General features: G+C 66.3%; 13 protein-coding genes, 1 other RNA gene and 1 riboswitch. Of the genes, 7 read left to right on the top strand and 7 right to left on the bottom strand.

Going from position 1 to position 14868, the window contains the following annotated elements:
* Positions 1-16: 16 nt before the first annotated feature.
* Positions 17-2026, bottom strand: coding sequence for a TonB-dependent receptor plug domain-containing protein (locus AC24R4_RS20340; RefSeq protein ID WP_400393534.1), 2010 nt, complete (start codon positions 2024-2026; stop codon positions 17-19).
* A gap of 76 nt (positions 2027-2102) precedes the next feature.
* Positions 2103-2406: riboswitch (cobalamin riboswitch) on the bottom strand.
* Positions 2407-2611: 205 nt separating this feature from the next.
* On the opposite strand from AC24R4_RS20340, the gene AC24R4_RS20335 reads away from it, so the two are divergent.
* The 5 genes from AC24R4_RS20335 (at position 2612) to AC24R4_RS20315 (ending at position 5205) form a co-directional block, all read left to right on the top strand.
* Positions 2612-2935, top strand: a complete 324-nt coding sequence (locus AC24R4_RS20335; protein WP_101680841.1) for a hypothetical protein — start codon at positions 2612-2614, stop codon at positions 2933-2935.
* Positions 2932-3255, top strand: coding sequence for a cell division protein ZapA (locus tag AC24R4_RS20330; RefSeq protein WP_153947401.1), 324 nt, complete (start codon positions 2932-2934; stop codon positions 3253-3255). Before AC24R4_RS20335 ends, AC24R4_RS20330 begins: the two co-directional genes overlap by 4 nt.
* Before the next feature lie 329 nt (positions 3256-3584).
* Positions 3585-3803: non-coding RNA, 6S RNA (gene ssrS, locus AC24R4_RS20325), on the top strand.
* A gap of 76 nt (positions 3804-3879) precedes the next feature.
* Positions 3880-4353 (top strand): EVE domain-containing protein, encoded by a 474-nt coding sequence (locus AC24R4_RS20320; RefSeq protein ID WP_400393535.1) that lies wholly within the window; start codon positions 3880-3882, stop codon positions 4351-4353.
* Positions 4354-4506: 153 nt separating this feature from the next.
* Positions 4507-5205 (top strand): SIMPL domain-containing protein, encoded by a 699-nt coding sequence (locus AC24R4_RS20315; protein WP_487523513.1) that lies wholly within the window; start codon positions 4507-4509, stop codon positions 5203-5205.
* Between the two features lie 79 nt (positions 5206-5284).
* Here AC24R4_RS20315 and AC24R4_RS20310 read toward each other — a convergent pair whose 3' ends face one another.
* From AC24R4_RS20310 to AC24R4_RS20290, 5 genes are all read right to left on the bottom strand, one after another.
* A complete protein-coding gene (locus AC24R4_RS20310; RefSeq protein ID WP_400394505.1) occupies positions 5285-6838 on the bottom strand; it encodes a malonate--CoA ligase in 1554 nt (517 codons plus the stop codon).
* 87 nt (positions 6839-6925) lie between these two features.
* Complete coding sequence (locus tag AC24R4_RS20305) at positions 6926-7735, bottom strand: enoyl-CoA hydratase/isomerase family protein (protein WP_400394503.1); 810 nt, start codon at positions 7733-7735, stop codon at positions 6926-6928.
* Positions 7735-8742 carry a Bug family tripartite tricarboxylate transporter substrate binding protein gene (locus AC24R4_RS20300; protein WP_400394501.1) on the bottom strand — a complete coding sequence of 336 codons (1008 nt, stop codon included), beginning with the start codon at positions 8740-8742 and terminating at the stop codon, positions 7735-7737. Before AC24R4_RS20300 ends, AC24R4_RS20305 begins: the two co-directional genes overlap by 1 nt.
* A 106-nt stretch (positions 8743-8848) precedes the next feature.
* A complete protein-coding gene (locus tag AC24R4_RS20295) occupies positions 8849-10297 on the bottom strand; it encodes a malonyl-CoA decarboxylase domain-containing protein (RefSeq protein WP_400394499.1) in 1449 nt (482 codons plus the stop codon).
* A 52-nt stretch (positions 10298-10349) separates the two neighbouring features.
* Positions 10350-11057 carry a GntR family transcriptional regulator gene (locus AC24R4_RS20290; RefSeq protein ID WP_400394508.1) on the bottom strand — a complete coding sequence of 236 codons (708 nt, stop codon included), beginning with the start codon at positions 11055-11057 and terminating at the stop codon, positions 10350-10352.
* A gap of 788 nt (positions 11058-11845) precedes the next feature.
* Here AC24R4_RS20290 and AC24R4_RS20285 point away from each other — a divergent pair.
* Positions 11846-12919, top strand: coding sequence for a YjgN family protein (locus AC24R4_RS20285; RefSeq protein ID WP_487523512.1), 1074 nt, complete (start codon positions 11846-11848; stop codon positions 12917-12919).
* A gap of 18 nt (positions 12920-12937) precedes the next feature.
* Positions 12938-13966: a M48 family metallopeptidase gene (locus AC24R4_RS20280; protein WP_487523511.1), complete on the top strand. Its 1029-nt coding sequence runs from the start codon at positions 12938-12940 to the stop codon at positions 13964-13966.
* Positions 13967-14027: 61 nt separating this feature from the next.
* On the opposite strand, the gene lgt is transcribed toward AC24R4_RS20280, so the two are convergent.
* Positions 14028-14846, bottom strand: a complete 819-nt coding sequence (lgt, locus tag AC24R4_RS20275) for a prolipoprotein diacylglyceryl transferase (protein WP_400393014.1) — start codon at positions 14844-14846, stop codon at positions 14028-14030.
* Between the last annotated feature and the right edge of the window lie 22 nt (positions 14847-14868).

Genomic DNA, 14868 nt, shown 5'->3' with positions numbered 1-14868 from the left:
GACGTGACGTTACGCCTTACTTCTGGCGCCAGCCGAGCGTGATGAACCCGGCGCGGCCCTGCGTGTTGTAGGGCCAGGCAAGCTGGTAGTTCTTGTCGAACAGGTTTTCCACACGGGCAGCCACGAACCATTGCTTGTCGATGTTGTAGCGGGCATTGAGGTTGACGATACCGTATCCGCCCAGGACGCGCGCGCTGTTGTCGAGCCGCTCCGACGACAGCAGCCATTCGCCGCCAAAGCGCCAGTTGCCGAAGTTGCGGCCCACGTCGAACGACGCATGGCGCCGCGCCCGGCGCAGCAGCTGGGTGTTGCTGCTCTGGTCCACGGGATTCTGGAAGGTCACGGCGGCGCCCAGGTCGGTACCCCAGATGGTGGCGCGCCACGAGGCCTCGATGCCCTGCACCTTGGCCTTGTTGACATTCTGTGCCAGGAACACGCCACTGCCCACGGCGGTCGACACGATCAGGTCGTCATAGCGCGTCTCGAACGCGGTCACCCGCAGCAGGCCGGCGCTGGCCGTGTCGACCTGCACGCCCGCCTCGGCGGACTTGGCGCGTTCGGGCTGCAGGTTCGGCTGGCCGAAGCCCGGGTAATACAGCTCGTTGAAGGTCGGCGCGCGGAACGCATTGCTGACATTGGCGATCAGCTTGACCTGATCGGTCACGTTGAAGCCATAGCCGGCAAAGAAGCTGCCCTGGTTGCCGAAGTCGGAATAGTGGTCGTTGCGGGCGTTCAGCTGCAGCTGGTTCCGGCCGATCCGGCCTTCATAGCCGCCGTACACCGAGAACACGTTGCGCGACGGCGCGTTGTACGCACTGGACGCCAGCGTCTGCTGCAGCCAGTCGGTGCCGAACAGCAGCTTGTGGTCGGGCGTCAGCGCGTATTCGTTATGCCAGTTGAACTGGCGGTTGCGCGTGCTGAACAGGCTGTCGAACAGGCCGTTTTTCGTGCCTTCGCTGCGGTCTTCGCTCTGCGACAGCTTGAAATGCGTGGTCCACGCCGAGGTCACCTTGCCGTTGACGAACGCCGACAGCGTGTAGAGCTCGCTGTTCATGCGGAAATCGTCGGTCGGCTTGCCGCTGGTGCTGTCGTACGACAGGTCGCTCTTCGAGTAGTACGCGGCGAAGCCGGCATCCCAGTCGGACGTGAACTTGTGGCGGATCTGGCCCGACACGCTCTTGTTCTCGTACGGGTTGTCGCCGGGGTTCGGCCCGTTGCCGCGCCGGACTGACGCGGCATTGGCGGCGGCCCACTGGTTATAGTTGATCGACGAAAAACCGTCGGTCTTGAAGATCGAGCCGGTCAGGTTGAACGACGTATCGCCAATCTGGCCGCCGTAGCCGACGGTGCCCTGGCGCGTGTTGTTGCTGCCGTACTCCACCTGCGCATTGGCCGCCGGTGCCTGGCCGGCGCCATTCTTGGTGAAGATCTGCACCACGCCGCCGATGGCGTCCGATCCGTACAGCGCCGACACGTTGCCGCGTACCACCTCGATATGGTCGATCTGGTCGGGCAGGATGTTCGCCAGCTGGGCCGTACCGCCGCTGACGCCGGCCACGCGCACGCCATCGATCAGGATCAGCACCTGGTTCGAATTGGCGCCGCGCATGAACAGCGACGTATTGGCGCCCATGCCGCCATTGGCGGCGAATTCGACACCGGCCTGACCGCGCAGCAGCGAGCGCAGGTCGGGCGCCTGCGAATCGACGATGTCCTCCTGGGTCACCACCGTGGTGTGCGGCAGCGCCTCGGTCACACGCTGCGCCGTGCGCGAGGCGGTGACCACCACCGGTGCCAGCGACTGGGGCTGGGCCGCCGCCGGCTGTGCGGCAGGTGCGGCAGGTGCGGCGGATGTGGCTTCGGCGGGTGCGGCAGGCGCGACGGGGGCGGGCCCGGCGGGCGCCTCCTGGGCAAATGCCGGGATAGGGGACGCGCAAAGAACGGCAACGGCCGCCATGATGGCGGGCACGGACGGGCCAACCGGCGGCTTCACCGCGACGGTCGACCTGGATAGCGTGGAACGCATGAGCAGGATGGATGAGAACGGCCGGGCCCGTTCCCCCGCGGACCTGATGGCGAATGGGCGTGCCGCATAGGGTGCGGACGCCCGCGTTCTTCAGGCCGGTATCCGGGCTGACGACATCAGGCAGGCCGCCTTCCCGATGGGCTCCCCGCAACTTCCGGCGAGTCCGTATCAGTGGCCTTGGCCCGCCCTGCGAACGACGCTTGGCGTGTTCGCGGTCGCTTACCGTTGCGGGGGCAGCACAGGTTGGCCTGCCCCGCTCGCGTCCAGCCTGGCCGATCGACGTCGCGCCGGGCTGGCGGGCGGTACCCGGCTCCCTGTTTCCCGTTGAACTGCAGCCCCTGCGTAAGGCGGCCGCGAGCACCTGGAACGTGCGCGAGTGTAGGGAGTTTCAAAGTTGGCGTCAATGCGAGGGGTCAAGTTGCCGATATCCGTGATTGACACGCGAAATCGCGCCGTTCGCCGCAGATCGGTGCAACTTCCGTGCGGCAGCAAAGTCTCACCGGTCGCATTGACGGTAGCCCCCGCGTGTGCATCGGCTAGAATCCCCAAACCTGACCCTTACTCCTACCGGACACGACAGGCACTATGCTCAACGAACTCGAACAACTGGCCGCCAAGATCGGGCGCGTGCTGCATCATGCGGACACCCTGGCGGCGGAAAACCAGCGGCTGCGCGCGGAGATCGACCGCCTGCAGGCCGAGGCGAGCACGTTGCGCGCGGACCGCGAAGCCATGGCGGCCGACCGCGAGCTGCTCAACATCAAGATCGAGGAGGCGCAACTGCGCATCCAGTCCATCCTCGACAAGCTGCCCACCGCCAGCGACGCACGCCAGCTCGACCTGCTCGGCGACGGCCAGTCCCGCGCCGCATCGGAAGGTTCGCAGCAAGCCCCCGGAGAACACGCATGAGCAACAAGCAAGTGGAACTGAACATCGCAGGCCAGCCCTACCGTTTCGCGATCTCGCCGGAGAACGAGGCCGCGCTGCTGGAAGCCGCCGCGCTGGTCGACGACAAGATGAACAAGCTCAAGGGCAGCGTGTCGGCCAAGGGCGTGGAGCGCGTGGCCGTGATGGCGGCCATCAGCATTGCCTCGGACCTGCTGGCCATGCGCCGCAAGCAGGAAGAGGACGGCACGATTCCGGTGGACGCGGTGCGCGCGCGCATTCGCGAACTGAACGACCGCGCCGACGAGGCGCTGCGCCAGTACGCGCACGTGGGCACGCGCTGAGCCGCCCAAAAAAACCCTGACGGCAACACTTGAATTGCGCAGCGTCGGCCAGATATGTGGTCCATGTGAAGCCGGTGCCGCGCCCGACCGCATGATGTGCATGGATATGCCGGTTGTTGTGGAAAATGTAACGTCCCGACGTATCCGGCTTGGTATCACTGACGTCGCGGTGTATAGTGGAGCCACTGCGCGGCGAGACTGACCGACGCAGTTGGATGGTCGGGTTATCGGGCCTGGCCGCCGTTTCCATCCCATCCTAGTTTGAAACGGCAAACGTCTGACATCCCAAGCGTGTTGCACGCACAGGAACTCAAGTCAGACGTTTGACAGTTTCCCTGCCTGGTTCGTGAGGGTCATAAACTCCTTGAACCGATATGCATTGCATGGTGCGGGATCATGTCGTGTGGGCGAGCGCGTTACCGCATTCATAGTCCTGGCTTCGGTCCGGACTCCCTGAGTGGGCGATGTACCCGAAATACGACTTCCGCAGCCACTCTGAACCTCACTTGGGTTCAGGATGCCGACCCAGCGGCCGAGGCGGGGACCCCCTTCAAGTGGTGAAGAGGCGGTGGTTTCAACGAACCACCGCCTTTTTCATTTCAACGCCTGACCTGTCACGGATCCATGCCCGACGCGCGCGCCCGCCAGTACTGGCTGATGAAGTCCGAACCGGATGAAGCCAGCATCGACGATCTGGCCCGTGAAGGCACGCTGCCATGGACCGGCGTGCGCAACTACCAGGCGCGCAACTTCATGCGCGACCAGATGCGCATCGGCGACGGCGTGCTGTTCTATCACTCGTCGTGTCCCGAACCCGGCATCGCCGGCCTTGCCGAGGTCTGCTCGCAGCCCTATCCCGATCCCACGCAGTTCGACCCGAAGAGCGACTACTACGACAAGGCATCCCGGCAGGAGGCGCCCCGCTGGTCGCTGGTGGACGTGCGCTTCGTCAAGAAGAGCGCGCTGATCCCGCTGCCGGCATTGCGCGAACATGACGCGCTGGCCGACATGGTGGTGCTGCGCAAGGGCAACCGGCTGTCGATCACGCCCGTCACACCGGCCGAATGGCGCTTCATCACCGAAAAGCTGATGAAGTAGCATCTGCGGCCGCAGTCTTCTGGCCGCGCATTTTTTTTGCCCGCCTTAACCCCGATCCGGCCGCCCGGCCGTTAGAGCTTTCATGCAAGAGCCCGCATGGAACGAAATGCGAGGCTTCGCATCTGATAGCCATCACATTGATCGGAGAACAATATGAAGAAATTGCTGGTCGCCTCGCTGCTGGGCACTGCCGCCGCCGTGGCCTCGGCCCAGACCGTTGCCGTGCCGCAGCCTTCGGGCGTGCTGTCGTTGTCCGCCGAAGCCGTGACCGAAGTGCCGACCGACGTGGTCACGCTGGTGCTGGCCACCGAGCAGGAAGGGCCCGAGCCTTCCGCCATTTCGAACGCGCTGTCGTCGCGTACCCAGGCGGCACTGGCGCAAGCCAAGCGCGTGTCGGGCGTGGAAGCGCAGTCCGGCGGCTTCACGATTCATCCGAATACCGACCGCAACGGCAAGATCAGCACGTGGCGCGGCCGTTCGGAGATCATCCTCAAGTCCAAGGACTTCGCCGCCGTGTCGAAACTGGCTGGCGAACTGGCCAACCAGATGCAGGTGCAGAACGTCGGATTCTCGCTGTCGCGCGAGGCCCGCCGCGCCGCCGAGCAGAAGCTGGCCGACCAGGCCGTGGCGGCTTTCCGCGACAAGGCGCAGGCCACGACCAAGCTGTTCGGCTTCAGCAGCTTCACGATCCGCGAAGTCTCGGTCAATGAGTCGGGCGGCATGATGCCGCCGGTGCCGCGCATGTACGCGGCCAAGGCCATGTCTGCCGATGCCGGCGCGCCGATTCCGGTGGAAGGCGGCAAGACCCAGGTGACCGTGTCGGTCAACGGGTCGGTGCAGATGGTGAAGTAAGCGACATCGCAACAAGCAAACAAGAAAAAGCCCCGCTCCCATTTTTTTGGGGCGGGGCTTTTTCTTGGATGGCTTCGGATTACAGCGCGGCGAACTGCTGGCGCAGCACGTTCTTCTGCACCTTGCCCATCGTGTTGCGTGGCAGTTCGTCCACCACATGCACGCGCTTGGGCACCTTGAAGTTGGCGATACGGCCCTTGAGCGTGCCGATCATGCCGGCCTCGTCGATATCGGCGCCGGGCTTGCGCACCACCACGGCCACCACGGCCTCGCCAAAATCGGCATGGGGCACGCCGATCACGGCCGATTCCACCACGCCGGGCATCTCGTCGATAAAGCTCTCGATTTCCTTCGGGTAGACGTTGTAGCCGCCCGAGATGATCAGATCCTTGCTGCGGCCGACGATGGTCAGGTAGTTGTCCGGCACCTTGCGCTCGCCCGCCTGGCTGACGATGGCACCCCCGAAGCGGCCCACGTCGCCGGTCTTGAACCAGCCATCGGCGGTGAATTCCTCGGCGGTCTTTTCCGGCATGCGCCAGTAGCCCTTGAACACGTTGGGCCCCTGAACCTGAACATTGCCGATCACGCCCGGCGGGCACAGGTTGCCCTCGCCGTCCATCACGCGCACCGAGACGCCTGGCAGCGGCATCCCCACGGTGCCGCCGATACGGTCACCCAGCGCGGAGTCGTACGGATTCGAGACCAGCATCACGGTTTCGCTCATGCCGTAGCGTTCCAGGATCGTATGGCCGGTACGCTCCCGGAAGGCGTCGAACGTTTCCAGCAGCAGCGGCGCCGAACCCGACACGAACAGGCGCATGTTCTTGCAGAGATCCTTGTCGAAACGCGACTCCTGCACCATGCGCACGTAGTAGGTCGGCACGCCCATCATCACCGTGCAGCGCGGGATGAATTTCAGGATCTGGCCCATGTCCAGTTTGGGCGCCCAGATCATCTTGGCGCCGGCCAGCAGCGCGCCGTGCGACGCCACGAACAGCCCGTGGACGTGGAAGATCGGCAGCATGTGCAGCAGCACGTCGTCGCTGCGCCAGCCCCAGTATTCGTTCAGCGTCAGCGCGTTCGATGCCAGGTTGCGGTGCGTCAGCATCGCGCCCTTGCTGCGGCCGGTGGTGCCCGATGTGTACAGGATGGCCGCCAGATCGTCGTCCGCGCGCTGCACGGTCTCGAAGGTGTCCGGCTGTGCCGCCGCGCGCTGCAGCAGCGATCCGGTACGGTTGTCGTCGAGCGTGAACACGTGCGCCGTGTTGTGCGCAAACGCCACCTTCGACACCCAGCCGAAGTTGCTGCTGCTGCAAACCACCACCGCCGGCTCGGCATTGCCGACGAAATAGTCGATCTCGGCTTCCTGGTACGCGGTGTTCAGCGGCAGGTACACATAGCCGGCCCGCAGCGTGGCCAGGTACAGGAACAGCGCCTCCGGCGACTTTTCCACCTGCACGGCCACGCGCGCGCCCGCCGGCAGCTTCAGGGCGGTCAGCAGGTTGGCAAGCTTGGCCGTGGCGCGGTCCAGGTCGTCCCACGTGTAATACAGGCCGTCATGCGTTTCGATGCAGCAGGCGCTGCGGTCGGCAGGAAAACGGGATTCGAACAGGGCGAACAGATTGGCGTTCATGGTACGGAGCAAAAGGGAAAGGCATGCCCGGGGACGGCAGGCGAAGGCGCCGGGGCAGCCGGCCATGATAGCCGGCCGGCCGACATATTACTCCCCGGTGAAATCCGGAGGCCGGTGCGCCAGGAAGGCGGCCACGCCCTCGGCGTGGTCGCGGCTGCCGGCATAGGCGAAGTGGGCGTCCAGTTCCGCGGCGGTCAGCGGCGCCGGCGCCGGCGACAGGCGGCGGATGGTGGCCTTGTTGATGCGCGCGGCCAGCGGCGCCCCGGCGCAGAGACGATGCACCGTGGCGGCCACCTCGTCGTGCAGGGCCGCCTCGGGCACCACGCGCGTCAGCAGCCCCTTGGCGGCCGCCTCGGCGGCGTCGAACACGCGGCCTTCCAGCAGGATTTCCAGCGTCACGGCACGCCCTGCCAGGGCCAGCAGGCCCTGCAGTTCGCCGGGCGCCATCGGAAACCCCAGCCGGTTGATCGGCACGCCGAAGCGGCTGCCCGCCGCAGCGACGCGCAGGTCACAGTTGCACGCGATTTCCAGCCCGCCGCCCACGCAGACGCCTTCGATGGCCGCCAGCGTCGGCAATGGACATTCGGCGATGGCCCGCAACGCCGGCGCGATGATGGCCGTGTGATAGCGGCGCACCGCGGCCGCGTCGCCCCGCACCACTGGAAATTCGGCGATGTCGGCCCCGGCGGCGAAGTTGCCGTCGGCGCCGCGCACGACCACGCAGCGCGGCGGACGCGCCGCCGGGTCGGGCGCGCTGGCCACCTCGGCCGCCAGCGCGTCAAACCCGGTGGCCAGCGCCTGCCACATGCCGGCCGATATCGCGTTGAGCTTGCCCGGATGCGACAGCGTGACGGTGACCACCTGGCCATCGCGGGCGAACGTGACGGTGCCGCCCATCAGTCGATCTTGGCGCCCGAACGCTGCACCACCTCGGCCCATCGCTTGATCTCGGCGCGCTGGAACTGCGCGAACTGTTCCTGCGTGAACTGCGGGATGTCCGAACCGTTCTGCAGCCAGATAGCCTTCATTTCGGGGCTGTTCAGCGCCTTGGTGGTCTCGGCGTAGAGCTTGTCGACGATCTCCTTCGGCGTGCCCTTGGGCGCCCACAGCGCGTACCAGGTGGACACCTCGTAGTTCGGCACGCCCGCCTCGGCCGCCGTCGGCACGTTCGGGAACGCCGCCGAGCGCGTCTTCGACGCCACGGCCAGGGCCTTGATACGGCCGGCGCGAATATGTTGCGCCGATGAGCCGAGGCCGTCGAACATCAGGTCCACCTGGCCGGCGATCAGGTCGGACAGCGCCGGGCCGGCACCCTTGTACGGCACATGCGCCAGATCGGTCTGGGTCTGCAGCTTGAACAGCTCGCCGGCCAGATGGTGCGCCGAGCCGTTGCCGGCCGATGCGTAGTTGAGCTGGCCCGGATGCGCCTTGGCATAGGCGATCAGATCCTTCACCGTGCTGGCCTGCACCTTCGACGGATTCACCACGATCACCTGCGGCGGCTGCGCGATCACCGTGATCGGCACGAAATCCTTCTCGATGTCGTAGTCGAGCTTCTTGTAGAACGACGGCGCGATGGCGTGGTGCGCCCCGCCGATGAAGACCGTGTAGCCGTCCGGCGCGGCCTTGGCCGCCAGGCTGGCGCCCACCGTGCCACCGGCGCCGCCGCGGTTGTCGATCACGAACTGCTTGCCCAGCTGCTTGGAAAGCTGCGCGGTCAACGGCCGCGCGAACGCGTCGGTGCCGCCGCCGGCCGGGAACGGCACGATCACGGTGACGGGCTTGTTCGGCCAGGGGTCCGCGGCCTGCGCGGCCGGCGCATGGAGGCCGGCCCCGGTGCCGGCCACCAGGCCGGCGATTGCAAAGACGCGTGCGAACGCGGTCAGTTTGCGCTGACGACTCATGTACTGTCTCCTCTCTCTACTCACTGCGTGGAAAGTCAATCGAAGTACTGCCTACTGCCACCCACCCGACAAGAAACCTGCCTGGCGTCCGCGCCCGACCCGAGGGCTACAGCAGCTTGGCCACCGCGCGGCTGACGCGGGGGTTGCCATCGCCAAGGCGAGCCAGATTGTCATCCAGCGCCTCGGGCACGTAAAGATAATTCACCATCACCCCGCATGACTGTGCGCGGCCTTTTCGCGACAGGTCGGCGCCCCAGTTCACGCGCTCGACACATGCCCCGTTACCGAGGTGGAAGCGCGCCACCGGATCGGCCGGCACGCCCTTGCCGCCCTGGCGCACCAGGTAGTGCGCCACCAGCGCCAGCGCCGTATCGCGGATGACAGGGTCCTGCGCGTCGGCCGGCAGCGCGGCAAACCAGGCGGCGCCATCGGCCGGCGTCTCGCCATGCCGTTCGCGCCAGCGCGACACCCGCTTGTCACCCAGGATGCGTGCAACCGACTCGCCGTCCTGCTTGCGCAACCAGTCGGCAAAGCCCGGAATCGGCGACAGCGTGGCGAACTGCTTGAGCTTCGGGAATTCGCGCTGCAGTTCCTCGATCACGCGCTTGAGCAGGAAGTTGCCGAAACTGACGCCGCGCAGGCCCGTCTGCGTGTTCGAGATCGAATAAAAGATGGCCCATTTCACGCGGCGCAGGTCTTCCAGCGGCGCGGCCTCGTCCAGCAGCGTCTGGACGTTGGCGGCCATCTCGGGCACGAACGCCACTTCCACGAAGATCAGCGGCTCGCGCGGAATGCGCGGATGGAAGAACGCATAGCAGCGGCGGTCCGAATCGAGCCGGTTGCGCAGGTCGTTCCACGACGAGATTTCGTGGACGGCTTCGTAGCGGATCAGCTTTTCGAGCAGCGACGCCGGCGAATCCCAGGTGATCGGCTGCAGTTCCAGCAGGCCCACGTCGAACCAGTTGGAGAACAGCGCCTCCAGGTCTTCGTCCAGCGCCCGCAGGCCGGGAATGCGCTTCTGCCAGCGCAGCATGTCCGAACGCAGCTGGATCAGGAAGTGCAGGCCGCAGGCGCTGTCGCCACGCTTGCCGTGATGCGCGGCAATGCGCTTGAAGAAGCGGATACGCGCATTCGACAGGGCCTGCGACAGCCCCGACGCCGCGCCCGCCGATGCGCCTGCCGCCCCGCTGCCGGACGCGCCGCCCGGCGTATCGCGCCCGGCCGCCACGTCGGCCAGCACGCCCAGCATGGCCTGGCGCAGCGGCTCGGCCGCCGCCTGGTATTCATCCTGCCAGGCCAGGGCGGCGGCATTGGCAGCGCCGTCGGTCAGGCGCGCCTCGAAGCACTGGCGCAGCTGTTCGCGCTGGCGTTTGACGGCGCGCGTGGACAGCGTGTGCTGCGCCGGGTCCGTCGCGTCCGGCGCGGCGGGCCTGGGCGCGTCGTCCTTGCGGCTCCACCAGCGCCCAAAGCGCGAGAACAGCGAGTCGCTGACGGGCTCGCTGGCATCGAGCGGAGCACTGACTTTCAGTGGATCGGCGGGATCGAGGGCAGTCATGGTCGTGTTCTGCGAGGTCGGTGGAAAATGGGCAAGCCGGGTCGGTCGGGCGTCAGCCCTGCCCGGCCAGGCGCAGCGGCGCGGCCGGCGGGGCGGTGGCTGCAGGGGTGGGCTCGGCCGCGTCGAGCCTCCGCAAGGCGCCGCGCTGACGCAACACGTGGGTCTTCATCAAGGCCTCGGCCCCTTCGGGGTCGTGGGCCTTCAATGCCGAGAACACCGACAGATGTTCGGCACACGATTCGTGAATGCGTCCCGGCAGCCGCAGGCTCTTGTGGCGCGACAGGCGCAGCACCTTGCGCAGGTCGCTGACCACGCCCGACAGCCAGCGATTGCCCGCCAGCCGCTGGATCGCTTCATGGATCTGGTAGTTGGTTTCGTAGTAGGCATCGATATCGCCAGCCTGCGCGTAGCGCGCCAGGTCGGCGTGCAGGCCTTCGAGCGCGGCAAGATCGGCCTGCGTGGCATTGCGCGCGGCCTCGTAGGCGCAACGCCCTTCCAGCAGCGCCATCAGCGGGAAGATGTCGTCCAGGTCCTGCTCGGTCAGCGCGTTGACGAAGCAGCCGCGCCGGGGCTCCAGCCGGACCAGCCCTTCGGCGGCCAGCACCTTCAGTGCCTCACGCAGCGGCGTGCGCGACGTGCCCAGCGACGCCGCCAGCGCCACCTCGTCGATCCAGGCACCGGGCACCAGCGTGCGATCGTCGATCATCGCGCGCAGCCGGTCTGCCACCTCCAGGTACAGCGCCTGCCTGACGATTCGCATCATGCCTTCTCCCTGCGTTCGCGATGAGGGGGGGGAAAACCACACGGGAACATGCCATGCCGCTGCGGCGTCGCGAGAGGCGATTACGCCGCAATAATTCATAATTATGGATTGTGGCGGCGGCCGCAAGCGGTTTCGATGCTGCGGGGCAGCAAGCGTGGCGGATCGGAAACTCAGGGAAATCGAGAGGTGCGGCGGGCAATCCTCCTGCCTCCCTGCAGGAAGATTGCCCGCGCATGAAAGAACCGCTTGGGTCTTCGACTTGGGCGCCGGGCAAGATATGCCGGACGCTTGCGGGTCAGATTCATTTGCCGGCGCTGGCCCCGCGCCTACCCCGTTAAAGCACTCGTCGTGGAGTGCGGATGGTTCCCGTGCCTTTTCCCGTTCGGCTTTTTGTCGTTGCCACGGCGCCGGCGCATGGTCGTGCGCACCCTCCCCTTCGGGCCGTGTCGGGCCGTACATGGCGTGTCCCGAGCGATCTTGTAACAGGCTGCATAGCGAGGACTGTGCCACCAGCCCTAAGTCATTGATTTCATTGGGGAGGACGAAACACGACTTGTGACAGTCTGCTGATGATGTAACAGGATGTTTCTTTGTCGTTACGACCCAGTTACCCTCGCCCTCGCAGCCAAGGCGAGCCGCCCCAAGCATTTGTGACCGCAGCGGTACACGCGGGTGCGAGAATGTGTGGAAACGCGCACCAAAGCCGCGTGCCAACTGGTTGCAAACCTGAAACAAGCGCCAGCCGCAAAAAAAAGCGCCCCGTCACAACTGGAGAGGTCGATTCAATGAATTGGGAAGATCAAAACGGCCTGGAGGCCGACGTCGTCGCGCCGGACAGCCAGGTGCCGCGCCACCTGAAATTCGCATTTACCGGGTCGGGGTCCGAGTATTTCCGGATCTGGATTGTCAACACGGTGCTGACCATCGTCACGCTGGGGATTTATTCCGCATGGGCCAAGGTGCGCACGCAGCAATATTTCTACCGCAGCACGCAACTGGACGGGGCCACCTTCGACTACCACGGCAATGCGAAGGCGATCCTCAAGGGGCGTGGAATCGTCTTCGGCCTGTTTGCGTTGTATCAGCTGGTCCTCAAGTTCTCGCCGGAGCTGGGCATGTTGATGGCGCTGGCGCTGGCCGTGGTGTTTCCGCTGCTGCTGGTGCGGTCACTGCGCTTCCGCATGGCCAATTCCAGCTATCGGGGCCTGCGCTTCGCGTTCACGGGCACCAACCGCGACGGCTATACGGTCTTCCTGCTGTGGCCGCTGCTGGCCGGGCTGACGCTGTGGCTGCTGGCGCCGATGGCCCACCAGCGCCTCAAACGGTACCAGCACAACAACTCGCGCTTCGGGACCGCGCAATTCGCCTTCGACGGCACGGCCGGCGACTTTTACCGCGTCTACCTCGTCACGGCGGGCGTGGTGCTGCTGTGCCTGGTGGCTGGCGGCGCCGGCGGGGTGGCCCTGGGAAACGAGGTGGGCGGCCACATTGGGTTCGCCATTGCGGCCTTGCTGACGGCGCTGGCGACGTATGCGGGTTTCCTGCTGACCGCCCCGTTCTTCCAGGCCAGGCTGCAGAATGCGGTGTGGAATCACACCACCCTGGCGCCCCACCACTTCCGCAGCGACGTCAAGGCCCGCAGCCTGTTTTTGATCTCGCTCACGAACCTGATCCTCACGGCGCTGACGCTGGGGCTGTTCTACCCGTTCGCGCGCGTGCGTTCGGTACGCTATCGCGTCGAATCGATGACGATGGTCGCCGTGGGCGCGCTCGACGCCTTCGTGGTCGGCGAAAAGCAGCACGTGGGCGCGCTGGGCGATGCCGCGGCGGACTGGTACGACATCGACATCGCGCTGTAAGCGAAGGAGCGGGCCACCATGATTGCCGCGCAATACTTCGATGGCCGTACGTCGCGCGCGCACCCGGTCGTGCTGCACGTCCGGGACGGCCACGCCGTGCTGCAGGATGCCGGCGGCGACGAACTGCGCCGCGCGCCGCTGGCATCGTTGCGCGTCTCCGAACGCATCCGGCGCGGCCCGCGTCTGGTGACGTTCGCCGACGGGGCTTACTGCGAGATCACCGACCACGCCGGCTTTGACGCCATGCTGGCCGCCACCGGCCATCGGGAAGGCTGGGTGTCGCGCGCGCAGAACAGCTGGCGCCTGGTCGGGCTGTCGATGCTGGGGCTGGTGCTGTTCGTAGCGGTCTCGTATTTCTACCTGCTGCCGTGGACCGCGGTTCTGGTTGCACGCACGATACCGGCATCGCTGGAAGCGCAACTGGGCCGCACCACGCTGGACAGCCTGGACCGGGGCATCGTCAAGCCGAGCACACTGCCGGCCGCCGACCAGCAACGCATCCGCGACAATTTCGCGGCGCTGCGCCGGCCGGCCGATCCCGGCCACGACTACCAGATCCTGTTCCGCCACGGCGGTGGCATCGGTGCCAATGCACTGGCCCTGCCCGGCGGCACCATCGTCGTGACCGACGAACTGGTGAAGCTGCTGGGCACCGGCGCGGCCATGATGGGCGTGCTGGCGCACGAGGCCGGCCACGTCACGCAACGCCACGGGCTGCAGCAGGTGTTCCAGGCGTCGGCGGTTGGCGCATTGACCGCGTACTTCCTGGGCGACGTGTCGTCGCTGCTGGCCACGGTGCCCACGGCGATGCTGGCCATGCGCTACTCGCGCGATCACGAGCGCGAGGCCGATGCGTTTGCGGTGGAAGTCCTGCGGGAAAACCGGCTGCCGCCGTCGGCGCTGGCCGATGCGCTACAGCAGTTGGAAGACGCCCACGGCGGGCGCGGCAAGCGGTCCGGCCGGGACGATGGGGAGGATAAGGAAGGATTCTTCTCGACGCACCCGCTGACCAGAGAACGGATCGACGCGATCCGGAACGCGCGGTAGTTTTGTGCTCACCGCTCCCGCCTTGCGGGAGACGGGAGCAAGACCAGGGAGACAGCCAGCCTCAACGCGCCGCGCCGGCCGCCGCGCCGTTGGCCTGGCGGCGATACGCCCACACCACCATCAGCACGCCGACCAGGATCATCGGCAGGCTCAGCCACTGGCCCATCGACAGCTTCAGCGCCAGCAGGCCCAGGAAGCTGTCCGGCTCGCGCGTGAACTCGGCCAGGAAGCGGAATGCGCCATAGCCGATCAGGAACACGCCCGACACGGCACCCATCGGCCGGGGCTTGCGCGCGAACAGCCACAGGATGATGAACAGCGCCACGCCTTCGCCGGCAAACTGGTACAGCTGCGACGGATGACGCGGAATGTTGTCGCCGGCCTGCGGGAAGATCATGCCCCAGGGCAGATCGGTGGCACGCCCCCACAGTTCGCCGTTGATGAAGTTGCCGATGCGGCCGGCGGCCAGCCCGCACGGGATCAGCGGCGCGATGAAGTCGGTCACTTCCATCCAGTGGCGGCGCCGCACCTTGGCAAACACCCACATCGCCACCAGCACGCCCAGGAATCCGCCGTGGAAGGCCATGCCGCCTTCCCATACCTTGAAGATCTCCAGCGGGTGGGTCAGGTAGTAGCTCGGCTTGTAGAACAGCACATAGCCGAGGCGGCCGCCCAGGATCACGCCCAGCACGCCGTAGAACAGCATGTCGTCGAGATCGCGCGCCACCCAGCCGCGCGCCGCGACATGGGGCTGCTTGATACGCAGCCGGCCGAACCACAGGAACATGATGAAGCCGGCCAGGTACATCAGTCCGTACCAGCGGATGGCCAGCGGCCCCAGGTGGATGGCAACCGGATCGAATTGCGGATGAACGAGCATGGAGTAGCGGGAGAGTAGCGGT

It is taken from the genome of Cupriavidus sp. CER-90 (assembly GCF_057652055.1).
Note: the sequence above shows the minus strand (reverse complement) of the source record. Positions and strands in the feature narration are given on the sequence as shown.

Bases quoted from the DNA above. Each gene is read 5' to 3' on its own strand.
- lgt (WP_400393014.1), bottom strand. From the start codon at position 14,846: ATGCTCGTTCATCCGCAATTCGATCCGGTTGCCATCCACCTGGGGCCG.
- AC24R4_RS20310 (WP_400394505.1), bottom strand. From the start codon at position 6,838: ATGAACGCCAATCTGTTCGCCCTGTTCGAATCCCGTTTTCCTGCCGAC.
- AC24R4_RS20300 (WP_400394501.1), bottom strand. From the start codon at position 8,742: ATGAGTCGTCAGCGCAAACTGACCGCGTTCGCACGCGTCTTTGCAATC.
- AC24R4_RS20340 (WP_400393534.1), bottom strand. From the start codon at position 2,026: ATGCGTTCCACGCTATCCAGGTCGACCGTCGCGGTGAAGCCGCCGGTT.
- AC24R4_RS20335 (WP_101680841.1), top strand. From the start codon at position 2,612: ATGCTCAACGAACTCGAACAACTGGCCGCCAAGATCGGGCGCGTGCTG.
- AC24R4_RS20330 (WP_153947401.1), top strand. From the start codon at position 2,932: ATGAGCAACAAGCAAGTGGAACTGAACATCGCAGGCCAGCCCTACCGT.
- AC24R4_RS20315 (WP_487523513.1), top strand. From the start codon at position 4,507: ATGAAGAAATTGCTGGTCGCCTCGCTGCTGGGCACTGCCGCCGCCGTG.
- AC24R4_RS20290 (WP_400394508.1), bottom strand. From the start codon at position 11,057: ATGCGAATCGTCAGGCAGGCGCTGTACCTGGAGGTGGCAGACCGGCTG.
- AC24R4_RS20295 (WP_400394499.1), bottom strand. From the start codon at position 10,297: ATGACTGCCCTCGATCCCGCCGATCCACTGAAAGTCAGTGCTCCGCTC.
- AC24R4_RS20280 (WP_487523511.1), top strand. From the start codon at position 12,938: ATGATTGCCGCGCAATACTTCGATGGCCGTACGTCGCGCGCGCACCCG.
- AC24R4_RS20285 (WP_487523512.1), top strand. From the start codon at position 11,846: ATGAATTGGGAAGATCAAAACGGCCTGGAGGCCGACGTCGTCGCGCCG.
- AC24R4_RS20305 (WP_400394503.1), bottom strand. From the start codon at position 7,735: ATGGGCGGCACCGTCACGTTCGCCCGCGATGGCCAGGTGGTCACCGTC.
- AC24R4_RS20320 (WP_400393535.1), top strand. From the start codon at position 3,880: ATGCCCGACGCGCGCGCCCGCCAGTACTGGCTGATGAAGTCCGAACCG.